This is a genomic window from Sphingopyxis sp. P8, from assembly GCF_020622175.1.
GTDB lineage: Bacteria > Pseudomonadota > Alphaproteobacteria > Sphingomonadales > Sphingomonadaceae > Sphingopyxis > Sphingopyxis jiangsuensis.
Window position 1 is genome coordinate 34993 of the sequence record NZ_JACNMK010000001.1, and the last position, 25218, is coordinate 60210.

21 protein-coding genes and 1 other RNA gene are annotated in these 25218 nt (G+C 63.0%); 12 read left to right on the plus strand and 10 right to left on the minus strand.

Annotated elements, in window-relative coordinates; translation table 11 throughout:
• The first annotated feature begins 28 nt into the window (after positions 1-28).
• The 5 genes from carA (at position 29) to H7692_RS00185 (ending at position 6201) form a co-directional block, all read left to right on the plus strand.
• Positions 29-1300 carry a glutamine-hydrolyzing carbamoyl-phosphate synthase small subunit gene (carA, locus tag H7692_RS00165; RefSeq protein ID WP_201924807.1) on the plus strand — a complete coding sequence of 424 codons (1272 nt, stop codon included), beginning with the start codon at positions 29-31 and terminating at the stop codon, positions 1298-1300.
• Complete coding sequence (locus H7692_RS00170) at positions 1297-1659, plus strand: ribonuclease E inhibitor RraB (RefSeq protein ID WP_201924808.1); 363 nt, start codon at positions 1297-1299, stop codon at positions 1657-1659. The genes carA and H7692_RS00170 overlap by 4 nt, the downstream gene beginning before the upstream one ends.
• Positions 1659-4979 (plus strand): carbamoyl-phosphate synthase large subunit, encoded by a 3321-nt coding sequence (carB, locus tag H7692_RS00175; protein WP_222136328.1) that lies wholly within the window; start codon positions 1659-1661, stop codon positions 4977-4979. The genes H7692_RS00170 and carB overlap by 1 nt, the downstream gene beginning before the upstream one ends.
• 96 nt (positions 4980-5075) lie before the next feature.
• On the plus strand, positions 5076-5552 hold the full coding sequence (gene greA / locus H7692_RS00180) for a transcription elongation factor GreA (RefSeq protein ID WP_201924810.1): 477 nt from the start codon (positions 5076-5078) through the stop codon (positions 5550-5552).
• Between the two features lie 13 nt (positions 5553-5565).
• Positions 5566-6201, plus strand: a complete 636-nt coding sequence (locus H7692_RS00185) for a rhomboid family intramembrane serine protease (protein WP_201924811.1) — start codon at positions 5566-5568, stop codon at positions 6199-6201.
• Between the two features lie 103 nt (positions 6202-6304).
• On the opposite strand, the gene H7692_RS00190 is transcribed toward H7692_RS00185, so the two are convergent.
• From H7692_RS00190 to H7692_RS00205, 4 genes are all read right to left on the minus strand, one after another.
• Positions 6305-6847: an NUDIX hydrolase gene (locus tag H7692_RS00190; protein ID WP_222136327.1), complete on the minus strand. Its 543-nt coding sequence runs from the start codon at positions 6845-6847 to the stop codon at positions 6305-6307.
• Between the two features lie 4 nt (positions 6848-6851).
• Positions 6852-7541 carry a TPM domain-containing protein gene (locus H7692_RS00195; protein ID WP_222136326.1) on the minus strand — a complete coding sequence of 230 codons (690 nt, stop codon included), beginning with the start codon at positions 7539-7541 and terminating at the stop codon, positions 6852-6854.
• Between the two features lie 12 nt (positions 7542-7553).
• Positions 7554-8390 carry a TPM domain-containing protein gene (locus H7692_RS00200; RefSeq protein ID WP_227340030.1) on the minus strand — a complete coding sequence of 279 codons (837 nt, stop codon included), beginning with the start codon at positions 8388-8390 and terminating at the stop codon, positions 7554-7556.
• A 113-nt stretch (positions 8391-8503) separates the two neighbouring features.
• Positions 8504-9100, minus strand: a complete 597-nt coding sequence (locus H7692_RS00205) for a LemA family protein (RefSeq protein WP_222136324.1) — start codon at positions 9098-9100, stop codon at positions 8504-8506.
• A 123-nt stretch (positions 9101-9223) separates the two neighbouring features.
• On the opposite strand from H7692_RS00205, the gene mscL reads away from it, so the two are divergent.
• Together mscL and ssrA are read left to right on the plus strand one after the other, a co-directional pair.
• Entirely contained in the window at positions 9224-9649 is a 426-nt protein-coding gene (gene mscL / locus H7692_RS00210) for a large conductance mechanosensitive channel protein MscL (protein WP_222136323.1), read from the plus strand.
• 36 nt (positions 9650-9685) lie between these two features.
• Positions 9686-10040: a transfer-messenger RNA gene (gene ssrA / locus H7692_RS00215) on the plus strand.
• A gap of 38 nt (positions 10041-10078) precedes the next feature.
• Here the strand turns inward: ssrA and H7692_RS00220 are convergent.
• Complete coding sequence (locus H7692_RS00220) at positions 10079-10576, minus strand: CinA family protein (protein WP_227339549.1); 498 nt, start codon at positions 10574-10576, stop codon at positions 10079-10081.
• A gap of 70 nt (positions 10577-10646) precedes the next feature.
• Positions 10647-11024, minus strand: a complete 378-nt coding sequence (locus tag H7692_RS00225; protein ID WP_222136321.1) for a winged helix-turn-helix transcriptional regulator — start codon at positions 11022-11024, stop codon at positions 10647-10649.
• A gap of 116 nt (positions 11025-11140) precedes the next feature.
• Between H7692_RS00225 and H7692_RS00230 the strand changes: the two genes are divergently transcribed.
• The gene (locus H7692_RS00230) at positions 11141-12145 is read left to right on the plus strand and encodes an NADPH:quinone reductase (RefSeq protein ID WP_222136320.1); all 1005 of its coding nucleotides are present in this window, start codon (positions 11141-11143) and stop codon (positions 12143-12145) included.
• Between the two features lie 21 nt (positions 12146-12166).
• Here the strand turns inward: H7692_RS00230 and H7692_RS00235 are convergent, their stop codons facing one another.
• Positions 12167-12577: a MerR family transcriptional regulator gene (locus tag H7692_RS00235; RefSeq protein ID WP_201924820.1), complete on the minus strand. Its 411-nt coding sequence runs from the start codon at positions 12575-12577 to the stop codon at positions 12167-12169.
• Between the two features lie 69 nt (positions 12578-12646).
• On the opposite strand from H7692_RS00235, the gene H7692_RS00240 reads away from it, so the two are divergent.
• Together H7692_RS00240 and H7692_RS00245 are read left to right on the plus strand one after the other, a co-directional pair.
• Positions 12647-13273, plus strand: coding sequence for a cation transporter (locus H7692_RS00240; RefSeq protein ID WP_201924821.1), 627 nt, complete (start codon positions 12647-12649; stop codon positions 13271-13273).
• A gap of 36 nt (positions 13274-13309) precedes the next feature.
• Positions 13310-14197: a DUF4886 domain-containing protein gene (locus H7692_RS00245; protein ID WP_201924822.1), complete on the plus strand. Its 888-nt coding sequence runs from the start codon at positions 13310-13312 to the stop codon at positions 14195-14197.
• Here H7692_RS00245 and H7692_RS00250 read toward each other — a convergent pair.
• Positions 14194-15783 (minus strand): sulfatase, encoded by a 1590-nt coding sequence (locus H7692_RS00250; RefSeq protein ID WP_227339551.1) that lies wholly within the window; start codon positions 15781-15783, stop codon positions 14194-14196. The two genes, H7692_RS00245 and H7692_RS00250, sit on opposite strands and share 4 nt — an antisense overlap.
• An 11-nt stretch (positions 15784-15794) precedes the next feature.
• Entirely contained in the window at positions 15795-18113 is a 2319-nt protein-coding gene (bglX, locus tag H7692_RS00255; RefSeq protein ID WP_201924823.1) for a beta-glucosidase BglX, read from the minus strand.
• Between the two features lie 250 nt (positions 18114-18363).
• On the opposite strand from bglX, the gene H7692_RS00260 reads away from it, so the two are divergent.
• A complete protein-coding gene (locus H7692_RS00260) occupies positions 18364-21426 on the plus strand; it encodes a TonB-dependent receptor domain-containing protein (RefSeq protein WP_227339553.1) in 3063 nt (1020 codons plus the stop codon).
• A gap of 65 nt (positions 21427-21491) precedes the next feature.
• On the plus strand, positions 21492-22994 hold the full coding sequence (locus tag H7692_RS00265; RefSeq protein ID WP_222136317.1) for a glucoamylase family protein: 1503 nt from the start codon (positions 21492-21494) through the stop codon (positions 22992-22994).
• 63 nt (positions 22995-23057) lie between these two features.
• Here H7692_RS00265 and H7692_RS00270 read toward each other — a convergent pair whose 3' ends face one another.
• Complete coding sequence (locus H7692_RS00270; RefSeq protein WP_222136316.1) at positions 23058-25217, minus strand: glycoside hydrolase family 2 protein; 2160 nt, start codon at positions 25215-25217, stop codon at positions 23058-23060.
• Position 25218: the final 1 nt, after the last annotated feature.

Here is a 25218-nt window from a genome sequence, read left to right on the forward strand (position 1 = left end):
GTTTAGCCCCCCGACCGGAGCATGTTAAATGGCACCAGCCAATCCCTCTGCCGCGCCCAAAAGCCAGCCTTCCGGCGCCACCGGCGTTCTTGTCCTTGCCAATGGCACGATCCTGTGGGGCGTGGGTTATGGCGCTGTGGGTGCCGGTGTGGGCGAAATCTGCTTCAACACGTCGATGACCGGCTATCAGGAAATCCTGACCGACCCGAGCTATGCCGGGCAGATCATCACCTTTACCTTTCCGCACATCGGCAATGTCGGCGCGAACCCCGAGGATATGGAACGCGGCGTGCACGGCGCACTTGGCTGCATCACGCGCGAGCTGCCGACGGCGCCCAGCAATTTCCGCAGCTTCCAGACGCTGCCCGATTGGATGGCCGAACAGGGCGTAATCGGGCTTGCGGGTATCGACACGCGCGCTCTGACGCGCCGCATCCGCGAAGCGGGCGCGCCCAACGGCGTGATCGCGCACAGCCCCGAGGGCAAGTTCGACATCGACGAGCTGTTGGCGATGGCGCGCGGCTGGGCCGGGCTGGAGGGCATGGACCTGGCGAAAGGCGTCAGCCGCACCGACACCGGCGAATGGACCGGCGGCGTTTGGGCTCTCGGCAAGGGTTACCAAATCCCGTTCGCATCGAGCGAAGTCGAGATGCCCATCGACGGCGCACGACCTCACGGTGTCTCGACTTCGCTCGACACGAACGGAAATGGGGCGACGGCTCAAGTCCGCCCCCATGTCGTCGCGATCGACTATGGCGCGAAGGACAATATCTTCCGCAATCTCGTGAAGGCTGGCGCGCGCGTCACCGTGGTGCCCGCGACCGCGACCCTCGACGAAGTGCTGGCGCTGGAGCCCGCGGGCGTGTTCCTGTCGAACGGCCCCGGCGATCCAGCGGCGACGGGCGATTATGCGGTGCCGGTGATCAAGGGGCTGCTCGAACGCAACGTCCCGATCTTCGGCATCTGTCTGGGCCACCAGCTGCTCGCGCTCGCGGCGGGGGCAAGGACGGTGAAGATGCATCAGGGCCACCGCGGCGCGAACCATCCGGTGCAGCGCGTCGGCGGCGATTTTGCGGACGGCGTGGTCGAGATCACGAGCATGAACCACGGCTTCGCGGTCGACGCCGCGACGCTGCCCGCGGGCGTGGTCGAAACGCACAAGAGCCTGTTCGACGGATCGAACTGCGGCATCGCGATTACGGGCAAGAACGCGTTCAGCGTGCAATATCACCCCGAGGCGAGCCCGGGGCCGCAGGACAGCTTTTACCTGTTCGAGAAGTTTGTTGGTGGGTTAAAGTGAGTTCGCAGATTCCTTCTCCTGATCAGTGGGATGAGGTTTGGGCAGCAGATCTCGATGTTCTGCGCAATTTGCGCGAGAATGGTGATCTGCCGGACGTCCCGCGCGAGGTCGATGTTTCCTTTCGCGGTCCGATGGACGCGCTCCGGCGGCTCCAAGCGGCGTGTGAGAATTTCGGCTTTACCGTGCAGGAGTTCATCGAGGCCGACGAGGAGGGCGAGCCTTGGTTGTTTTTGGTCCGAACGCAAACGACCGACGATGATGCGATGCGTGACCTGACGATGACCTATTTGCAGATTGAAGACAGTTTCGGCGTCGAGTGCGACGGTTGGGGCTGCGTGGCACAAACGGAAAAAAAATAATGCCCAAAAGAACCGACATCCAATCCATCCTCGTCATCGGCGCCGGCCCGATCGTTATCGGTCAGGCGTGCGAGTTCGACTATTCGGGGACGCAGGCGATCAAGGCGCTCAAGGAGGAGGGCTATCGCATCGTCCTCGTCAACTCCAACCCGGCGACGATCATGACCGATCCCGAGCTCGCCGACGCGACCTATGTCGAGCCGATCACGCCCGAGATCGTCGCCAAGATCATCGAAAAGGAACGCCCCGACGCCGTGCTGCCGACGATGGGCGGGCAAACCGCGCTCAACACCGCGCTCGCCTTGTTCAACGACGGGACGCTGGAAAAATATGGCGTCGAGATGATCGGCGCCGATGCCGAGGCGATCGACAAGGCCGAAGACCGGATCAAGTTCCGCGACGCGATGGACAAGATCGGCCTCGAAAGCGCGCGCTCGGGCATTGCGCATACGCTCGACGAGGCGTTCGCGGTGCTCGAACGCACCGGCCTGCCGTCGATCATCCGCCCCAGCTTTACCATGGGCGGCACCGGCGGCGGCATCGCGTATAACCGCGAGGAGTTCGAACATATCGTCCGCGGCGGCCTGATCGCGTCGCCGACCACCGAAGTCCTGATCGAGGAATCGCTCCTCGGCTGGAAAGAATATGAGATGGAGGTGGTGCGCGACCGCAAGGACAATTGCATCATCATCTGTTCGATCGAAAATGTCGATCCGATGGGCGTGCATACCGGCGACAGCATCACCGTCGCCCCCGCGCTGACGCTGACCGACAAGGAATATCAGATCATGCGCAACGCGAGCATCGCGGTGCTGCGTGAAATTGGCGTCGAAACCGGCGGGTCGAACGTCCAGTTCGCGGTCAATCCCAAGGACGGCCGCCTGATTGTGATCGAGATGAACCCGCGCGTGTCGCGTTCGTCGGCGCTCGCGTCGAAGGCGACCGGTTTCCCCATCGCCAAGGTCGCGGCGAAGCTTGCCGTCGGCTATACGCTCGACGAGATCATGAACGACATCACCGGCGTCACCCCGGCGTCGTTCGAGCCGACGATCGACTATGTCGTCACCAAGATCCCGCGTTTTGCCTTTGAAAAGTTCAAGGGGTCGGAACCGTTGCTGTCGACCGCGATGAAGTCGGTGGGCGAGGTGATGGCCATCGGTCGCACCATTCATGAATCGATGCAGAAGGCGCTGCGCGGGCTGGAGACCGGCCTGTCGGGCTTCAATTTCGTCGACCGGCTGAAGGGCGCGAGCCACGAGCAGCTTCGTAACGAACTGGCGCGCCGCACCCCCGACCGGCTGCTCATCGCCGCGCAGGCGATCCGCGAGGGGCTGCCGCTTGAGGAGATCAACCGCGTCGCAGGCTATGACATGTGGTTCCTGCAGCGGATCGAGGAAATCGTCGCGGCCGAGAGCGACGTGTGCCGCAACGGTCTGCCGCGCGATGCCGCGGGACTGCGGAAGCTGAAGGCGATGGGCTTTTCGGACAAGCGCCTTGCCTATCTGGCGCTCCAGTCGGCGAACCTTCAGCCGGGCACGCGTCGCTCGACGGCGCGCGGCACCGGGCTGATCCACGAGGCGGTCAAGGCGATGACGGGCGGCGTCACTGAAAAGGAAGTGCGCGCGCTGCGTCACAAGCTCGGCGTGCGGCCGGTGTTCAAGACGATCGACACCTGCGCCGCCGAATTTGCGGCGCAGACGCCCTATCTTTACTCGACCTATGAAGCGCCGACCTTTGGCGAGCCCGAGTGCGAGGCGAACCCCAGCGAGCGCAAGAAGGTCGTCATCCTCGGCGGCGGACCGAACCGCATCGGGCAGGGGATCGAGTTCGACTATTGTTGCTGCCACGCCTGTTTCGCGCTCGAGGACGCCGGGTTCGAGACGATCATGGTCAACTGCAACCCCGAAACGGTATCGACCGACTATGACACGTCGGACCGCCTCTATTTCGAGCCGCTGACGGCAGAGGATGTGCTCGAAATCCTGCACGTCGAAATGTCGAAGGGGACGCTGGCGGGCGTGATCGTCCAGTTCGGCGGCCAAACGCCATTGAAGCTAGCGCAGGCGCTGTCGGACGCGGGCATCCCGATCCTCGGCACCTCGCCCGACGCGATCGACCTCGCCGAAGACCGCGAGCGGTTCGCAGCGCTCGTCCACAAGCTCGGCCTCAAGCAGCCCGACAACGGCATCGCACGCAGCCGCGAAGAGGCGGTCGCGGTCGCGTCGCGGATCGGATATCCGGTGCTGACCCGCCCCAGCTATGTCCTTGGCGGGCGCGCGATGGAGATCGTCGATGACCAGGCGCAGCTCGAAAACTATATCGAGACGGCAGTGCAGGTGTCGGGGGACTCTCCCGTCCTGATCGACCAATATCTGCGCGACGCGATCGAGGTCGACGTCGACGCGATCTGTGACGGGACCGATGTCGTGGTCGCGGGCGTGCTCCAGCATATCGAGGAAGCCGGGGTCCATTCGGGCGACAGCGCCTGCTCGATCCCGCCGTATAGCCTGTCGCCCACGATCATTGCCGAAATCGAGCGCCAGACCGAATTGCTCGCACGCGCGCTCGAGGTGCGCGGGCTGATGAATATCCAGTTCGCGATCAAGGACGACGAAGTCTTCCTGATCGAGGTCAACCCGCGCGCGAGCCGCACCGTGCCGTTCGTCGCAAAGGCGGTAGGTTCGCCGATCGCCAAGATCGCGGCGCGCGTGATGGCGGGCGAAAAGCTCGCCGACCTGCCAAAGATCAATCGCGATATCGACCACGTCGCGGTCAAGGAGGCGGTCTTCCCCTTCGCGCGCTTCCCTGGCACCGATCCCGTCTTGTCGCCCGAGATGAAGTCCACCGGCGAAGTCATGGGAATCGATAGCGATTTCAATACCGCCTTTGCCAAAGCGCAGCTCGGCGCGGGCGACCGCCTGCCGACCGAGGGACGCCTGTTCGTGTCGGTGAAGGACAGCGACAAGCCGCGCATCGTCGCGCCCGTCCGCCAGCTCGCCGAATGGGGGTGGCAGGTGATCGCGACCGGCGGCACCGCCGATTATCTTGCCGAACAGGGGGTCGCCGTCGAGCGGGTGAACAAGGTTGCCGAAGGGCGGCCGCACATTGTCGACCGCATCAAGGATGGCGATGTGCAGCTGATCTTCAACACCACCGAGGGGTGGCAGAGCTTGCAGGATTCGCAGTCGATCCGCGCTTCGGCGCTCGGCGCCGACATCGCCTATTACACGACCGCCGCGGCAAGCCATGCGGCGACCGAGGCGATCGGGGCGCTGCGTGCACGCTCTCTTGAAGTAAAGCCGCTTCAAGACTATTATTGAGGAACCGCTTCACCCCCCGACATCGACGGATACAGCGGCTCAGCCGCCCGGCGCTTCGCCGCCGGGACGGGATATTTGACGAAGGACGAGATGATAATGGCAAGCGTTGAAAAGGTGCCGATGCTGGCGGAAGGCTATGAGAAACTGAGCGCGCAACTCGCCGCCCTCAAAGCCGAGCGACCGCTGATCGTCGACGCGATCGAAGAAGCGCGCGCGCACGGCGATCTTTCGGAAAATGCCGAATATCATGCCGCGAAGGAGCGCCAGGGTCAGGTCGAAGCCACGATCGGCGACCTCGAGGACAAGCTGTCGCGCGCGCAGGTCATCGATCCCTCGACGCTATCGGGCGACCGCATCGTGTTCGGAGCGACCGTCACCCTGTCGGACGAAGACGACAAGCCGGTCAAATACCAGATCGTCGGACAGGCCGAGGCCGACGCCAAAGTTGGCAAGATCAGCTATAATTCGCCGCTCGGCCGCGCGCTGATCGGCCGCCGCGTCGACGACGAGATCGAAGTTACGGTCCCGTCGGGCGACAAATATTATCTGGTGACCAAGATCGAATTCCTCTGATCGGCCGCGCGGGATGAGGCCGCAGGATACGCCGCTGGTCACGGGCTATGCGCTCGCCTGCACGGTGCTGTTCATCCTGCTGTCGATTACCGGCCTGCAGATCGAGGCCATCGTCCGCGCGGGATTCGTTCCCGCGCGGTCGGGCAGCGAACTGATCCTGCCGCCGGGGACGATGGTACCCTTTGCGTTGACGCCGCTCACATCGGCCTTCCTGCACGGCGGGGTGCTGCATCTCGTCTTCAATATGGTCGTATTGCTGTTCGTCGGCCGCCAGCTCGAGGCGCCGCTGGGGAGCAAGGCGATGGCTGTGCTGATCCTCGTCGGCGCCTATGCGGGTGCGGCAGCGCAATGGTTGTCGGAGCCCGCTTCGGCGGTGCCGATGATTGGTGCAAGCGGCGCAATCTCTGCGCTGATCGCGGTGTTCGCACTGCTGTTCAGCCGCAGCCAGGCGCCCGCGATAGGGCCGATTCCCAGCCATTGGGTGCGCGCATTGTGGCTCGCTGCGGCGTGGATCGGGCTGCAATTGCTGCTGGGCTTTGCAGGCAGCAGTGGATTCGGCGCGGTGGCGATCTGGGCGCATGTCGGTGGATTTCTCGCAGGTCTTCTGCTGGCACGACCGCTGCTGCGCTGGCGTTTCGGCGGACGGTAGGCCATCACGTCGCTGCCAACGGCGGTTTGAGGTGAAAGCAGTCATCTGCTTATTCGCGGGGATGACGATCAAATAAGGCACGACCTTCGGTCGAAGAGAGTCATCAAGCCAGTAACCCTCCCGCAAGCAACATCGCGACGCGCACGTCGATGCCGCAGCCTTCGGCGCGTTTTGCCGCGACAAAGTCGGCGATGCCGCTCAGAGGGACGCGGTGGACGATGATATCCTCGCTATCGACTCCGCCGCCTTCGCCAACCCTCGTGAGGCCGCGCGCGACAAGCAACGTGAAACTCTCGCTCACCATGCCGGGCGAGGAATAGAATTCGCCGACGGTCTGCCATTCGGCGGCGCGGTAGCCGGTTTCCTCTTCCAACTCGCGCGCAGCTGCGGTCTCGGGCGCCTCGCCTGCCGTATCGTCGCCAACGAGCCCGGCGGGCAGTTCGAGGCAATATCGGCCGAGCGGGACGCGATATTGTTCGACGAGCAGGACGTGGCGCCCGTCGTCCGCATCGTCAATGGCAAGGATGACCGCCGCATGGATGCCGCGCGCGCGTGCGACATACTCCCAATTGCCCTGCTGCCTGACGGTGATGAAGCGGCCCTCCCACCGCGTCTCGACGGGGGTGCCGAGGGCAGGGCGGGTCATTGGGTCAAATCTCGATCAGCCGGTCGCAAAGCTCGTTGGGGTTGTTGTCGCTCTTGGGAAAATGTTCAGCGAGGACGACGCCCATCTGCCTGACCGCTTCGGCCATGCCTTCGCCCGGCTGGCCGGCGCGGATACGCTCGATCAGCGCGGCCATGGCCTCTCCCCACACCTCGGGCGCGACCTTGGCCGCAATCGCTTCGTCGGCGACAATGTCGGCGCGGTGCTCCTTCAGGCTGACATAAAGCACAACGCCCGTGCGCCCGACGGTCTTCGCCTCGGTGCCGACCTTGAACAGATCGATCGCGCGCGCGCGGGCGCGCCCCGCCTTGATCGCGCGCGGCGTGAGCGCAAGACGCAGCGGCCGCCACAGCAGTATGATCCAGATGCCGATCCATTTGAGCGCGCCAAAGGCCAGCACGATGCCGAGCCACTGGTTTGCGGTTGGTTCGGCGCCCCAGCCTCCGGTCAGCGTCTGGTACAATCCCTGATAACAAGCCGGAAACAACGCCACGAGCGACATGGCAACAAAGGCGCCGACGCTTGCCCAGACGAGCGCCACATCGTCATAACCGTCCGACTGCGCAGCAATGATCGTGACGATCTCGCCGTCAGTGCCGCGCTCGGCTTCGGCGACCGCGTCGGTAACGATGCGGTGGTCGGCCTCGCTGACGTGGCTGATTTTTCTGAGTGCCATTGGCTCGCCCTCCTACCAGCCGCCCGACGCGCCGCCGCCGCCGAAGCTGCCGCCACCGCCCGAAAATCCACCGAAGCCACCGCCACCGCCGCCGCCCCAGCTCGATCCGCCACCGCCCCATGACGAACCGCCACCGCTGCCCCAGTCGCTGCCCCAGATGATGATGGGCGCGCCGCCCCACGGGCGATTCCGGCGATGCCGCATGCCGCGTCGCCCAAAGGCGCCCACCATAGGCAGGATGAAGAAAAATATGACGATGAAGGCAACGAAGAACAGCCCGCCGATATTGCCGTCGTCGGCGCGGTCGCGTTCCTGCGCCTCAACCTCGGCGATGCGCGCCGCAGCCTCCTCGGGCGGAAGCTGGATCTGCTCGGCGATTGCGTCGACCCCCGCCTGAATTCCGCCGGGATAATCGTCGGCCTTGAAGCGTGGCGTCACGACGTCACGAATGATGCGGCCCGACAGCGCGTCGGTCAGGACCGGTTCGAGCCCATAGCCAACCGCGATGTGCATACGCCGCTCGTTCGGCGCGATCAGAAAGACGACGCCGTCGTCTTTCTCGGCATCGCCGATCCCCCATTCGCGGCCGAGCCGATAGCCATAGTCGGCGACATCATGGCCCTCGAGGTCGTTGACCGTGGCGACGACGAGCTGGCGACCGGTCGTTTCGAACAGTTGCGTGAGCTGGGCGTTGAGGGCGGCTTCCTTGTCAGCCGGGATGATATCCGCCTGATCCACCACGGGTTCGGTCGCGCGTTGGGGAAAGGTCTGGGCAGTGGCGGGAGCCGAGACAATAACGCCAAGTGCGACAATCCCCGACAGGAGTTGCCAGATTTTACTCCGAAAAATGCCGCTCGCGCTGAGCCTGTCGAAGCACCGTTCTTCGCTCTTCTCGCTTGGAGGCTCGGAACGGCCCTTCGACAAGCTCAGGGCGAACGTAAAATGGGGCATATCCTGTTGCCCTAGCTGCCGAAATCGACCTTGGGGGCCTGTTCGGCGTTCGGATTCACGGCCTTGTAAGGCGTCATCGGGTCGGCGCCGTGAACGATCTTGGCGCCAATGATGTCGGGGAAGGTGCGGATCGTGGTGTTATAATCCTGAACGGCCGCATTATAGTCCTGGATCGAGATATTGATCCGGTTCTCGGTGCCTTCGAGCTGCGTCATCAGATCGGCGAAGCGTTGCTGGCTCTTGAGGTCGGGATAACGCTCGACTGTGACGAGCAAGCGGCCGAGCGCACTCGACACATTGCCCTGCGCCTGCTGGAACGCCTGCACCTTCGCCGGGTCTTCAAGGTCGTCTGTGCTGAGCTTGACCTGCGTTGCCGATGCGCGCGCCTGGATGACGCCTTCCAGCGTTGATTGCTCGATCTGCGCCGCGCCCTTGGCGGTTTCGACAAGGTTGGGGATCAGGTCGGCGCGCCGCTGATAGGCGGCCTCGACATTCGCCCACTTCGCCTTCGCGGCTTCTTCCTTGGTTGGCACGCTGTTGATGCCGCAGGCCGACAGGCTCATCGCGGCGGCGGGCAGGATCAGCCAGCGCGCGGAACGAATAGTCATGGTCGTAAATCTCCCTCCGGCGGCGTTTTGCCGCAACAATACAGATAATAGGAAGCCGCTTGCCTTTGTGCAATCGCCGCGCCACGCTCAACGCTGCGAAACATGGAAAAGGGGAATGCCAACATGTTGTCGGAATTCAAGGAATTCATTGCCAAGGGCAATGTCATGGACCTTGCGGTCGGTGTCATCATCGGCGGCGCCTTTGCGACCATCACCACCTCGCTGACCGAGGATGTCATCATGCCGGTCGTCGGCGCAATATTCGGCGGGGTCGATTTCTCGAGCAAATTCATCCTGCTCGGCAGCGTGCCCGGTGGCGTAGCGGCGGACGACTATGCCGCACTGAAAGAGGCGGGCGTGGCGATGATCGGCTATGGCGCTTTTATCACCGCGGTGATCAACTTCCTGATCCTCGCGTTCATCATTTTTCTGCTCGTGCGCTGGGTGAACCGGGTGATGCGCAGGCATGAAGACGAAGCGCCCGCGCCGGCGGGACCGAGTGAGGTCGACCTGCTGACCGAGATTCGCGATGAATTGCGAAAAAAATAAATTAATATCAGATATTTGTGTGATGAAGCCGCCCGCGCCCTTTCCAAGCGCCGGCGGCTTTCCTATATTGGTCGGTGCCGGCTTCGGTCGGCTATGAGGATAAATGGTGTCGTGGAATAGACACAGCGGACCCGGGGGCAGTACCCGGCGGCTCCACCACAAACCCGCGCTGCCGCATGGCGAGCGGGCTTCTGACGGGGCCGAACCAGGATCGACGTGTGTTCAAAGGCGATGTTTTCTTCCGGGCTGAGTAACCCGTTAAAGGCTCAAACCTATAAGTGCTAACGATAACGAAGCACTCGCTCTTGCTGCCTAACCGATAAGCCTCACGGCCTAAGGTTAGACAAATAGAACGCGGTTCGGACCGAACCGGGCAACAGAATCGGATACCAGCGGCTGGGGACGAGCCGGGCAACAGAATCGTCCCACCTATTTCCCATCGTGTTCCACAAGATCGAGCAGCAGCCGCATCGCCGCGCGCGCCGATCTTGCGCGCACCGCGTCGCGGCCGATCGCTCCCCAGTGATGTTCGCCAATTTCCATCCGCGCGCCGCAGCGGGCGGCGACATAGACCAGTCCCTCCTCGTCACCTGGCCCCGCAGGCCCGGCGAAACCCGTTATGGCCAGAGCGAGTTCCGCACGCGAGCGCTGCTGCGCCCCGCGCGCCATCGCTTCGGCCACTTTGGCCGACACCGCGCCGCGTTCGTCGATCAGCTGCTGCTCAATCCCGAGCATGTCGGTCTTGGCCTCGTCGCTATAGGTCACGAAACCACGCTCGAACACATGGCCGAGCCCCTCAATGTCGGTGAGCAGCGACGCGACAAGCCCGCCCGTGCAGCTTTCGGCGGTCGCTATGCGCCATTCGCGGTCCTTTGCGGTCTGAAGCAGCCGCGCGGCCAGCGATTCAAGACTTTGCCCGTTGGTCATCATTCACTCCCGCTGTGACCTTGCGTCAAACGCACACAGAGGGCGGGGGTTCACATCTGCAGCGCCCGCCTCAGTCGCCATACCCGTTCTGGAAGCTCGCCCCCCACGCGCGCATGCTCAACAGCACCGGTTCCAGCGAGCGTCCGAGCGCGGTGAGTTCATATTCCACCCGCGGTGGCACCTCGGGATAGACGGTCCGCGCAATGATGCCATCGGCTTCGAGTTCGCGCAGCTGCAACGTGATCATGCGCTGCGTCGCATTGGGAGTCAGCCTGCAGATCGCATTGAAGCGCAATTTCCCGTCGAGCAGGTGAAAGAGAATCACCGGCTTCCACACGCCCCCGATCACCGACAGCGTCGCCTCGACGGCGCATCCCGTTTTTTGCGCACGTTTTCGACCGGTACGAATGGGTGATTTCGCTTCATTTTCCGCGATAGTTACGTTCATGATAGTATAGGCCCAAATTGTGCGTACTTACGCAATTCTTTCTACCAGCCTATGCCTTCTTCGGCAACGGGCTTGAGCCCCTCGCGGCAGACCCCGCGAGCGACAGGAAAGAGATTATGGCGGAAGAGACGATGATGGCGGCGTGGTACGAACGGACCGGGACCGCAGCCGACGTGCTGGTGGTCGGCGAGCAGCCGATGCCGGTGCCAAAGGATGGCGAATTGTTGATCCGCGTCCGCGCGTCGGGGGTGAACCCGTCAGACACCAAGGGCCGCAGCGGCGCGCGCGGCCGCACCTCCATGCCCTACCCGTGCATTATTCCGCACCAGGACGGTGCCGGAGAAGTGGTGGGAGCCGGGTCGGCGGAGCTTGCTGAATGGGTAGGGCGCCGCGTCTGGTTCTACGAAGCGCAGCTTGGCCGTCCGTTTGGCGCCGCCGCCGAATATGTGGCTCTCCCTGCCGTCAAGGTCGTCGCGCTGCCCGATGGGGTGTCGTTCGAGGAAGGCGCGTGCCTGGGCGTTCCGGCGATGACCGCGCATCGCTGCGTGTTCGCCGATGGCCCGGTCACCGGCAAGACCGTGTTCGTTTCGGGCGGCGCGGGCGCGGTGGGACGTTATGCCATCCAGTTCGCCAAATCGGGTGGGGCGCGCGTGATTGCGAGCGTCAGCCGAGCCGAGCAGGAACAATCCGCGCTGGCTGCGGGGGCCGATCTGGTTGTCTATCGCTCCGAGGACGTTCTGATCGAGCGCGTTCGCGCGTTCACCGGGACCGAGCGCGGCGTCGACCGCTTTGTGGAGGTGGCCTTCGGCGCCAACCTTGACATGATCACGGCGCTGCTGGCGCCGCGCGGCGCGGTCGCCGCCTATTCGTCCGATGCGGTCCCCGAACCCCTTCTGCCCTTCTGGTCGCTCGTCATGCTCGATGCGACGATCCGGTTCGTGCTGGTCTATGTGATGGACGAGGCTGCGCACGCGGCGGCGGCCGCTGCGATCAACGAGGAACTCGTGGCAGGGCGGCTGACGCATGCGATCGGCGCGCGCTACCCGCTCAGCGACATTGCAGCGGCCCATCAGGCGCTCGAGGATGGCAAGACGATCGGCAAGATCATCGTTACGAGTTGACCCCGGCGGGGCGCTGATCGTTCAATGCTGGCTTTCGCATTGCGAATGGTCGGCGAGCGCCTCGATGACGCGACAATCGCCCGCCAGTCCGCCGCGGCAGCGGCCGACGATGCGCTTCAGTTCGTCGCGGAGCAGCGAAAGCTGGGCGATCTTGTCTTCCACCTGCGCCAGATGCGCGCTCGCGATGCGGTCGGCCTCGGTGCAGTCGCGCGTGGGGTCATCGGACAGGTCGAGGAGCGAGCGGATTTCCTCGATGGTGAAGCCAAGCTCGCGCGAGTGGCGCACAAAGACGAGCCGCGCACGATGGTCGGGACCATAGCTGCGATAATTGGCCGCCGACCTCGCGGGCTCGGGAAGCAGGCCGATGCGCTCATAATAGCGGATCGTTTCGACATTGGTGCCGGTGGCACGCGATAGCTCGCCGATTTTCATGGCTTGACCCTGTAGTTGCTACAGGGTGCATATAGGTGGCCGACTCGAAACACCAAGGAGGCTTCGGCGATGGCCGATCAATGTTGCGCCAGCAAGAGCGGGACCACCGCACTCAACGATCCGCGCTGGCGGCGCATCCTGTGGATCGCGCTGATCGTCAATGCGATGATGTTCGGCGTGGAAATTGCGGCGGGTGTGGCGGCGGATTCGCGCGCGCTTCAGGCCGACGCGCTCGATTTCCTTGGCGATGCGGCCAATTATGCGATCAGCCTGGGTGTAGCAGGCATGGCGCTGGCGTGGCGCGCGCGCGCCGCGCTGGTCAAGGCGGCGACGATGCTTGCCTTCGGCCTGTGGGTGATCGGTTCGACCGCCTGGGCGTTCGTGAACGGAAGCGCGCCGCATGCCGAAACGATGGGGATCGTCGGTGCGCTGGCGCTGGCGGCAAATGTCGTCGTTGCGCTCCTGCTGTTCCGCTATCGCACCGGCGACGCCAATATGCGGTCGGTGTGGATATGTTCGCGCAACGACGCGATCGGCAATCTGGCGGTGCTTGCTGCCGCGCTCGGCGTGTTCGGGACGGGGCAGGGCTGGCCCGATCTGGTCGTCGCAGCAATCATGGCGGTGCTCGCGCTGTGGGGCAGCGTTGAGGTGTTCCGGCAGGCGCGGATCGAGCTGGCGACGGTTCGCGCGCAGTGAATTGACGTCGTGGCGCGCGGCTGGCAGGTCGCGCATATGTCCATTGCTTCGGTCCGCGCGGCGTTGCTCGCGCTCACCCTTTCCGGTCTGTCGCTGCCCGCCTTCGCCGAAGAGGCGCGATCAATCCTGTTCGTCGGCAACAGCTTTACCCAAGGCGCCAATTCGGCGGTGCTGCGCTATCGCCCGCAATCGGTCGAGGGACGCGTCGAGGCCGATGTCGGCGGCATTCCCGCGCTGTTCGCACGTTTCGCCGAGCAGACGGGGCAGATTTGGCGCGTCGTCCATGTGACGCGCGGCGGCGCTACCCTGGCGGACCATATCCGCGAGCGGCTGCCGTTGATGGCGGGTCGGTGGGACGTGGCGGTGCTGCAGGAATATAGCACGCTCGACCCTCAGCGACCGGGCAATGCCGAAATCACGGCCAAAACCGCTCCCGAACTCGCGCGCCATATCGAGAAGGCCAACCCCGGTGCCGCCATCTATCTGATGGCAACCTGGTCGCGCGCCGACCAGATCTATACGCCCGCCGGCCATTGGTACGGCCGACCGGTCGCCAGCATGGCAGAGGATGTACAGCGGGCGCTGGACAGGATCGACGCCGCATCGGATGCCATCGACGGCGTCATCCCGGTGGGCGCGGCGTGGAACCGCGCGATGGCGGCGGGGATCGCCGATCCCAATCCCTATGACGGGACCAGCTTCGGGCAGGTCGATCTGTGGAGTTACGACCAATATCACGCGAGCGCCGCAGGATCTTACCTGGAGGCGCTCGTCGTCTTCGGGCGCGTAACCGGCGTCGATCCGCGCACCTTGGGCGCAGGCGACAAGGCGGCGCACGAAATTGGCCTCGATCCGCGCGTGACCGCGGTCTTGCAGCGCGTTGCCGCCGAACAGCTCCGGCTGCCCGGCGGCGTAGAGCGTTAGTTCAGCGGCGCGTCAACAGCCGGGCCGTCGTTGTCGCCATATTGGCGGCGGAGTGCGACGAGGCGCTTTTTCATTTGCGCGATCTGTCGCTGCAGTTTCGAATCGTCGATCCGGTTGTGCATCTCCGACGGATCGGTCTTCAGGTCATAGAATTCCCAATTGTTGATGTCCTTGCTGTAAAAGCGGACGAGCTTGTAGCGGTCGCTTCGCACGCCATAATGCGCCCGCACCGCGTGAAAGCCGGGATATTCATAATAGTGATAATAGACGTCTTTGCGCCAGTCGGCGGGGGTGCGTCCGGCAAACAGTGCGCGGAGCGAGCGGCCCTGCAGCGTGTCGGGACCTTTGACGCCGGCAAGCTCGAGGAAGGTCGGGGCATAGTCGACATTCTGGATCGGTGCAGCGACCCGCGTGCCGGGGCGGATATGCCCCGGATATTGGATCAGGAAGGGCGTGCGCATCGATTCTTCATAGATGAAGCGCTTGTCGAACCAACCATGCTCGCCAAGGTAAAAGCCCTGGTCGGAGGTGTAGACGACAACCGTATTCTTATCGAGGCCGCTTTCCTCCAGATAATCGAGCACCGCGCCGACGCCTTCGTCGACCGAGGCGATGGTGCCCAGATATTGCTGCATGTAGCGCTGGTATTTCCAGACCGCCAATTCGCGTTCCGTCAGCTTCGCTGCGTTCATCCGGTCGTTGTGGGCTTGCATCAGCCGGTCCCATTCGGCCTGCTGCGCATGGGTCATGCGGTCGAAGCCGCCCGGCCAGCGATTGTAGCGCAATTGCGCGGTGCCCTCCGCAACCGTCATCTTGAGGTCGTGCCCCTCATACATGTCGCGGTAGATATTCATTTCCTGCGCCGCCGCCGCCGGACGTCCGGCGTAATCGTCGAAATAATTGGCCGGGACGGGAAATGTCACGCCCTGATATTTCTGCAGATGACGCAGCGCGGGCATGAAATTGCGGTGCGGCGCCTTGTGGTGGATCAGGATCGCAAAGGGCTTCGACTTGTCGCGCCCGCTCTTGAGCCATTCGAGGCTGTATTGCGTCGTCAGGTCGGTCGCATAGCCTTCGACGATGCTCCGCCCCTTGGGCGTGATGATGTCGGGGTTATAATATTCCCCCTGGTCGTCGAGCACCTTCCAATCGTCGAAGCCGATGCCTTCGGGCGAATAGTTGAGGTGCCACTTGCCGAACAGCGCGGTGGCATAGCCCGCCTGCGACAGCGCGCGTGGCCACACCCAGATGCTGTTGTCGAACTTGTTGCCATTCTGCTTGAAGCCGTGGGCGTTGCTTTGCCGGCCGGTCAGCAGCGTCGCGCGGCTAGGCCCGCAGAGCGAGTTGCCGACGAAACTGTTGGTGAAGATCGCGCCATTGCGGGCGATGCGGTCGATATTGGGCGTGGGCGCGAGCTTCGACACCTCCGATCTATAGGCGGAGATCGCCTGATAAGCGTGATCGTCCGACATGATGTAGACGATGTTCGGACGCTGCGGGGTCGTGCCCTTCTGGTCCTTCGCCTGCGCCGCGCCCGCCAGCATCAGCGGGACGGCGAGCGCGGCGATCGAGAGATGGTATCGCACGGACAATCTCCTTACTGCGTCAGCTCGAACTCGGTCTCCGACCCCTCGGCCGACGAGGGGCCGATCCACAGCTTGTATTTGCCGGGTTCGCTGCCCCAACTCATGTCCTGCCGTGTGAAGGCAAGGTCGGCGTCGGTCAGCGTGAATCGCAGCGTACGCTTTTCGCCCTTCCTGAGCATGACCTTCTGAAAGCCCTTCAGTTCTTTTACCGGACGCGTCACTGACCCGACGAGATCGCGGACATAAAGCTGCACGACTTCTTCGCCGTCGCGCTTGCCGCTGTTCGTCACGGTCACGGTCGCCGTCAGCGGTTCGCCCGGACGGATGCTCGCTTTGCTGAGCGTCACCGGCGAATAGGTGAAGCTTGTGTAGCTGAGGCCATAGCCGAATGGATAGAGCGGGCTGTTCGGCGTGTTGAGATAGCGCGAGACATATTTCGCGCCCGGCGCGCCGAGTTCGATCGGTCGGCCTGTGTTCTTCATGTCGTAATGGATCGGCACCTGCCCGACATTGCGCGGAAAGGTGACGGGCAATTTGCCCGATGGGTTGTAATCGCCGAACAGCACATCGGCGATGGCGTGACCGCCTTGTGTTCCCGGATACCAAGCGTGCAGGATCGCATCGACATTCTCCTCGGCCCAGCCGATGCTGTTCGGACGGCCGCTCATCAACACGAGGACGATCGGCTTGCCGACCTTCTTGAGCTCTTCGAGCAGCGCCTGCTGGTTGCCGGGAAGGTCGAGCGAGGTGCGGCTTGCTGCTTCGCCGGTCATGTTCCAATGCTCGCCCATTGCGGCGATGATGACGTCGGATTTCTCCGCGAGAGCAAGGGCTTCGGCGAAGCCCTCGGCCTTGCCCGCATCGTCAAAATTATAACCCGCGCCTTTGGTATAGGCGACGCTGACGCCCTTTGGCGCACGCGCCTGCAATCCTTCGAGGACCGTTACCGGGCGTGTGCGGCGATCGCCGCCGGCGGCCCAGCTTCCGATCATGTCCTCTTTGCTGTTTCCGAGCGGCCCGATGACTGCAATCGACTTGGCCGAAGCGGCGAGGGGAAGGGTATTGTCCTTGTTCTTGAGCAGCACCATCGACCGGCGCGCAACGTCGCGCGCAGCCTCTAGGAATTCGGGCTTGTAGAGCGTCGCCTTCTCGCGCGCCTCATCGGCGTAGCGATAGGGATCGTCGAACAGACCGAGGCGATATTTCATCTCGAGAATTGCCTTCACCGCGGCGTCGATGCGTGCGACGTCGACCTTGCCATCGGCGACCGATTTGGCAAGGTTTTCCATATAGACCGCGCCCTGCATGTCCATATCGACCCCGGCATTGATTGCCTGCTCGCCCGCCTGTTTGAGGTCGGCCGAATAGCCGTGCGGGACCATTTCGTTGATCGACGTGTAATCGGTTACGACAAAACCCTTGAACCCCCATTTATGACGCAGCACGTCGGTGAGGAGGTAGCGGCTGCCCGAGGCGGGGACGCCGTCGACCTCGTTGAACGAGGTCATGAACGTCGCCGCTCCGGCATCGACCGCAGCCTTGAACGGCGGCAGATAGACGTCGCGCAGCGTGCGTTCGCTGATGTCGACGGTGTGATAGTCGCGGCCCGCCTGCGCAGCGCCATAGGCGGCGAAATGCTTGGCGGTCGCAAGGATCGTGTCGGGGCGCGACAGGTCGCTGCCCTGATAACCGCGCACGCGCGCCTTGGCGATCAGGCTGCCGAGATAGACGTCTTCGCCCGACCCTTCGGAAATGCGGCCCCAACGCGGGTCGCGCGCAATGTCGACCATCGGCGCGAAGGTCCAGTGAATGCCCTCTGCCGATGCTTCGAGCGCCGAAATTCGCGCTGCTTTTTCAATGGCCTGAAGGTCCCAGCTCGCCGCTTCGCCGAGCGAGATCGGGAAGATGGTGCGATGGCCGTGGATCACGTCATAACCGAAGAGCAGCGGGATTTTGAGGCGCGTTTCTTCGACCGCGAGGCGCTGCAACTCGGTCGTATATTTGGCGGTATAGGCGTTAAAGATCGCGCCGACGCGGCCCTTTCGAATGTCCTCCTTATAAGAATCGCGCATCGTTGGGCCGGTTGACTCCCAGTTGCTGGTGAGCAGGGTCAACTGGCCGATCTTCTCGTCGAGCGTCATCTTCGCCATGAGGTTGGCGACAAAGCGATCCATCTTGGGGTCAGCGCGCGTCCAGGCAGTCGAGTCCACCAGTTCGCCAGCAGTCGCGTTGGGTGCGAACTTGGCGAGTGCGGGCGTCGGCACCAGCGGTGCTGCGACCAGCAGCGACACCAGCGTCAAACGGGTGAGGTTGCGCGAAATCGGCGACATGATTCGTCCTTCCCAAACAGATCTATTACAATGCCTTTGTGCCTTGGGCCGCAGAAAATGGCGACTTTTGGCGCGACGGACAAATATCGTCCGTCGATTGCACTTCCCCCTATACAGTCATCATGAAACCGGTTACAAATCAAAAAAGCAGCAACGGGATTTCCTGCGATTCGTCGCCGCGACGGTTCAAAAGCCGCGCGGGTTCGAAAGGCGAAGGCGGGGGTCCGGGGACACCGTAAGGGAGGATGCCGTGAAGTCATTTCGTCAGAGTCAGGTTCATTCTGCGCGCCCGTCGCGCGCTCGTGCGCTCGCCGCCGCATTGGCGTGGAGCAGCGCCGCTGGTGCGCTCGCCGTCGGATTTTCGGCGCCGGCCTTTGCGCAGCAGGTCAACGCATCGCTTCGTGGCACCGTCGCTGCCGAAGGTGGCGTGACGCAGGTCACGGCTATCAATGTGAATACCGGACTGTCGCGTACCTCGACAGTCACGGCTGGTGGCGCCTATACCTTTGCCTCGCTGCCGCCGGGGACGTATCGTCTTGAACTGACGACGCCGGGCGGTGTTCGCCGTACCGACGAATTCACCTTGCTGGTCGCGCAGGATGCGGTGCTCGATTTCGATTTGTCGGCGCCCGAAATTGCGACCGGTGATGACAATGCGATCATCGTGACCGGCAGCCGCATCCGCACGATGGAAGGCGGCGAAGTCGGTCTCAATATCACGCAGCGCGAGATCGAGACGCTGCCGCAGTCGAACCGCAACTTCCTGGCGTTTGCGGATCTGGCACCGGGCGTCCAGTTCGTGACCAATGCGGCCGGGCAATCGCGTCTGCAGGGCGGCGCGCAGGACAGCCGCACCACAAACATCTTTATCGATGGCGTCGGGCAGAAGGATTACGTCCTCAAGAACGGCATCACCGGCCAGGATTCGAGCGTCGGCAACCCTTTCCCGCAGTCGGCCATCGGCGAATATCGCGTGCTCACGTCAAACTATAAGGCAGAGTTCGATCAGGTGAGTTCGGTAGCGGTCACTGCCGTAACCCGTTCGGGTACCAATGAATTCCACGGCGACGCTTTCTTCGAATATACCGACGAGCATCTTCGCTCGCGCAGTCCCGACGAGAAATTCAGCGGTTCACCCAATGTGCCTACAGAAATCGATGTGCCGAAGACGCCGATGCGCGACATGCAGTTCGGCGTCTCTCTGGGCGGGCCGATCATCAAGGACAAGCTGTTCTTCTTTGGCGCCTACGAAGGCAAGCGGATCGACCAGCCGCTCGACATCCAGCCGGGAAGCGCAAACAATGTCGCGAATATCCCCGCCGCATTTGCGGGTGAATTTGGCGGTTTCAGCAAGCGCTTCAACGAAGATCTGATCTTCGGCAAGCTCGACTTCACGCCCAATTCGTCGGACCTGTTCCAGGCGTCGCTCAAATATCGCCGCGAAACCGGCGACGGCATCAACTCGGGCTCGAACCTTCGTTCGACAACCATCGATCAAAATGTCACCGAATATCGCGGCCTGTTGCGCTGGGAGCATACGGCAGACAATTGGATCAACGACCTCAAGCTGACCTATGAGGACGTTAGCTGGGCGCCGACGCCGCGTACGTTCGAGAATGCGTTCCGCTACCAGGACGCCACGGGCGGCCAGATTTTCCAGACCGGCGGCGGCTCCAACTATCAGGACAAGGGGCAAAAAGGTTTTTCGTTCCAGAATGATTTCACCTGGACCGGGACCGAGCGCCACACGATCAAGGCGGGCGTGAAGGCGAAGTGGGTCAAGCTCAATTCGCTGCAGCTCAACCTCTTCAATCCGGTGTTCACCTATAACACGATGTACAATGGGGCGACGTGGAACGACACGATCCCCTATCAGGTTCAGTTCGGTTTCGATTCAGGCCTCGGCGGCAACCCGGTGGTCAAATCGAAAAACTTCCAGCTCGGCCTCTATGTCCAGGACGATTGGGAAGTGACCGATCGGCTTACGCTGAACGTGGGCTTGCGTTGGGATTATGACCGCACGCCCGCATTCGTGAATTTCGTACATTCGGCGCAGGCGTTGGCCGCTGTTTCGGCGGCCAATTATCCTAACCTCGTCAACGCCGATTATGACATCAACGACTTCATATCGACTGGCAGCGAACGCAAGACCTTCACGGGCGCCTTCCAGCCGCGCATTGGCTTCACTTATGAAATCGATCCCGAAAGCCAGTTCGTGCTGTTCGGCGGTTTCGGACGCTCGTACGACCGCAACCAGTTCGACTTCATCCAGCAGGAAACGAGCGTCGGCGGGTTTACGACGCGCACCTTCCGCTTCCAGGTGCCGGGCGATACGCGCAACAACTGCACACCGTCGCCGACTTGCGTACCGTGGGATCCGATTTATCTGACCGAGGCTGGCCGCCAGCAGCTGGTGGCGTCGGTCGGTTCGCAAGGCGGTGCCGAACTTCGCTTCATCGATAATGATCTGAAGGTCCCCTATTCGGACCAGTTCAGCCTCGGCCTGCGCCGTCAGTTCGGCCTCCTCAACGCGGAAATCGGCTATACCCACATCGAAAGCCATGATGGCTTTGCGTGGCTCCTCGGCAACCGTCGTCCCGACGGCAGCTTCTTTGCGCCGGCACCGACGCCGCAGAGTTCGCCGTTCGGCAATGCGCCTCCGGGCCGCGGAAGCATCATCATCGGGACCAACGGCCTCGAAACCAGCGCGGACTCGGCTTACCTCAAGCTGGTGAAGCGTTATACGCAAAGCTCGCCGTGGAACATCACGGCGACCTATACCTTCACCGAAGCCGAAGAAAATCGCGCGTTCGGCCAGACCTTCTCGCTCGATTTTCCGTCGATCGAAGATTATCCGGTGCTCCGTTCGTCCGGCGTTTCCCGCCACCGTTTCGTAACGGCGGGCGCGGTCGATCTTCCATTGGGCTTCACCCTGTCGAGCAAACTCACGCTTGCGTCGCCGCCCTATCTGAAGGGCTTCACCAACGACCCTGTCACCGGCGAGCGCCGGATCGTCGGGACGTTCGGCAACAACAAAAAGCCGTTCATCGTCGGCGACATCTGGGCGATCCGTCAGCTAGACCTCGCGTTGACCAAATATGTGGGCCTGCCGTTCCTGAGCCAGGATTCGCGCATTCGCCTCCGCGTCGACGTGTTCAACGTGCTCAACGAAAAGAATTACGTGAATTACAACGGCAACGCGAACGACAATAATCCCAACGACGTCAACGGATCGTTCGGCGATGTCTCGAACTTCGGCACAGGCGGTTACCCGCCGCGGACGTTCAAATTCTCGGTCGGCTTCTCGTTCTAACCGATCTAACATCGGCGCCGGTCACATTCCTCCCGTGACCGGCGCCTTTTCTTTTGGAGTTACAGATGGTCTCTCGGCTCGGGTCGCTCGCCTTGCCCCTTCTGGCGCTTACTGCCGCCTGTTCAACCACGCCGCCGCCAGCGGTTTTGCCCGATACAGCGTCGGACACGCTCCCACCGATCAGCGAGGCGGCATTCTCGGAAGAGTTGACCGAACGCACCTTCCGCTATTTCTGGGATACGACCGACACCCAGCGCTGCCTTGCGCCCGATCGCTGGCCGAGCAATCCCTTTTCGAGCATCGCGGCGACCGGCTTTGCGCTCACCGCCTATGGCATCGGCGCCGAGCGCGGCTACGTCAGCCGCGACGAAGCCGCAGCGCGCACGCGCGACTGCCTGCGCTTTTACTGGGAAGCTCCGCAGGGGCCCGCCGTTTCCGGCGTGACCGGCCACAAGGGCTTTTTCTATCATTTCCTCAACAGCGAAGACGGGACGCGGCGCGGCAAGACCGAGCTGTCGACGGTCGATACATCGCTGCTCCTCGGCGGCGTGCTTTTTGCGCAAAGCTATTTCGACCGCGCCACGCCGGTCGAGGCCGAGATCCGCGACCTGGCGGAAAAAATTTACCGCCGCGTCGACTGGACCTTCGTCCAGCGCGGTAACAGCAGCATCGCCTCGCGCAACGGCGGCGGTCCCAAGTCGATTGCGATGGGCTGGTATCCCGAGCGCGGCGAGGGCGGCGACTTCGGCACGCACGACTGGGTCGGCTATAACGAAGGGATGCTCGTCTATATTCTCGCGCTCGGGTCGCCGACGCACCCCGTCGACACGGATGCGTGGGACAAGGGATGGGCGGCCAATCTCGAAAAGGATTGGGGCCCCTATTATGGCTACGAACATCTGCAGTTCGAACCGCTGTTCGGGCATCAGTACAGCCATGTCTGGGTCGATTTCCGCGGCATTCGCGACGAGTTCATGCGCAAGAAGGGCATCGACTATTTCGAGAACAGCCGCCGCGCGACGTTGTCGCAGCGCGCTTATGGCGCCGACAATCCCAACAAGTGGAAGGACTATAGCGCCGATATCTGGGGCTGGACCGCGTCGGACGGACCCGGCTATTCCGAGGACCAGTTCAGCGTCAACGGAACGCCGCGCAGCTTCAACGGCTATATGGCGCGCGGCGTGAGCGAGCATCGCGTCGTTGACGACGGGACGATTGTTCCCACCGCGGCGGGCGGGTCGATCCCCTTCGCGCCCGAAGTGACGATACCCGCTCTGATGGCCATGCGTTCTAAATATGGCGCGCGGCTCTATACCCGCTATGGGTTCAAGGACGCGATCAATCCCAGCTTCACCTTCACTGAATTCCCCTCGCGCTCGGGCGAGGTCGACGCGCAAAAGGGATGGGTCGCGGGCGATTACATCGGCATCGACCAGGGACCGATCCTCGCGATGATGGAAAACCATCGCAGCGGCCTCGTGTGGAAAGTGATGCGCAAGAACCCGCATATCCAGCGCGGGTTGAAGCGCATCGGCTTCACCGGCGGATGGCTCGACGACGCCAAATAGTCCGCAAAATTTGTCACTCTCCTCCTGCCGCCCGCGTCGCGGCCTGACGCGGGCGGTTCTTTTTCAGGGGGCGGCGGTCAGCGTCCATTCGACGCGGTCCTCGACCTTGCCGTCTACAAAGGTCGCGCTGGCGGTCGCGACATTGCGACCAGGGGCGAGCGTGACGCCTTCGAGCGTGCAAATGCGGTCGACGCACGGAACCTCGCCGAGCGGCGCGCCGTTGAGCGTCAGCGTGACGCGGTCGGCATTGCTATAGACCTTGATCTTCGTCTTCGGCTCGGTGCGCTCCGTCCAGCGGCGGCTTGTGATGTGGACGACCGGCTCCGGCGACCATTGGGCTTTGTAATAGAAGAAGACGTCCTTCTTTACCTTGCGATCGAAGGTCACGAGGCCCTTGTCGTTGATGTCGGTCGCGTCGCCTTCCTGCCGGATTTTCGAAGAAAAATCGAACATGTTCCAAATCCAGTTCGCCCACAAATAGGGGCGGTCGCGCAGTTGCGGCCAGCTTTGCTCGTGAATCCAGGATTCAAACTCTTCGGGATGCGGACGGCCCGCGGTCTTGATCTTGAACGTTTCTGGGGTCTCGACATGCTGCGAGGTGGCGCCGCCCGCGCCATATTCGCTGACTGACAGCGGGACGTGCGGATAACGCGCGTGGAGGGCGTCTAGATGCGGTCCAAGGTCGGCTGGTTTACCGTAATACCAGCCGAAATAGCGGTTATAGCCCATCAGGTCGGCTTCCCCGGTGAGCGGCGGCAGATAGGGCGCCTTATCGCCCGGCGTCGCCTCGCAGCAATCGGCGATCACCGTCGGGCGCGTCGGGTCTTCGGCGTGAGTCAGCGCGTTGAGTTCGCGCAGCAGCGCGCGCGCGTCGGCCTTGGGACCGAGGCGGTTGAAAGCGAGGTCGATGTCGACCTCGTTCCCGATACCCCAGGTGATGACCGAGGGATGGTTGTAATTCTGGCGTATCAGCTCGAGCATCTGCTGCCGCGCATTGGCCACGAGTTCGGGCGAAGCCGGTGCGTCGGTGAAGGCGACGGCATTGACGAACGGCAGCTCGGCCCAAACGGTCATGCCGTATCGATCGGCGAGTTCGAACCACAGCGGCGCATGCTGATAGTGCGCGAAACGCACGGTGTTCGCGCCCATTTCGGCGATCAGCTCCATGTCGCGCTCATGATCCTCGGGATCGAGTGCCCAGCCCTTGCCGAGATAATCCTGATGGCGTGATACGCCGTGGAGTCGGACGTGGCGGCCGTTGAGGAAGAAACCCTTGTCGGGATCGATGCGGAACTCGCGAAAGCCGACGGGGACAGTCACGCTGTCGACCGCGCCGCTGCGTTCGACGAGCTGCGCTTCTAGCCGGTAGAGATAGGGATCGGCGCGGCCGTTCCAGCGGCGCGGCGCCGCAACCGACAGCGTCTGTTGCGCCTCTGTCTGCCCGGCGGCGAGCGGGGTCGTCGCCTCGGCGACCGTGGTGCCATCGGCGTTGCGGAGAATGGTGACGAGGCTCTGCGCCGACGTCGTTCCCGCCAGACGTGCGCGGACCGACAGTGTGGCGCTGCCATCGGCAGCGAAGCGGGGGGTCGCATAGACGCCGGGGCCGCCATAATCGTCGAGCGCGAAATGGCTCGGTGCGACATGAAGCAGGCGCGCCGGGCGATAGATGCCGCCGTGGATGAAGAAGTCGCCGTTGAGCGGATTGACATGCTCGGTGCTGCTGCCCGGCTTTGGCGCATTATTGTCGGCCCGCAGAACGAGCGTGTTGACGCCGCTCGGATTGAGCAGGTCGGTGAGGTCGAGGCGGAAGCGCGAAAAGGCGCCCGCGTGACGTCCGGCATGGCGGCCATTGACCCAGACGTCGGCGATGTTGCCCACCGCGTCGAACTCGATAACATGGCGCTTTCCGGCGGGAAGCGCCGCGCCGTCGATGTTGAGCCGGTACCAGCCGAGCCCTTGGCGATTGTCGGTCGCCTCGGTCCTCCCGATGCGATATTCGCCGAGGCGGTTCCATGTGTGGGGGAGCTGGACGGCTTCCCACGCAGTGTCGGGCAGGGCGAGCGCAGCGTCGGGGGTTAGCGCGTTGTCGAAACGGAACTGCCAGCCGGCCGACAGCTCGGTCGCGGTGCGCGTTTCGGCGGGCGGGCGCGGCAGGCTGGTGGGCGGCGCGGCGGTGCAGGCGGCGAGCGCCGTCGCGATTGCGGGGGCGAGAAAGCGTTTCATC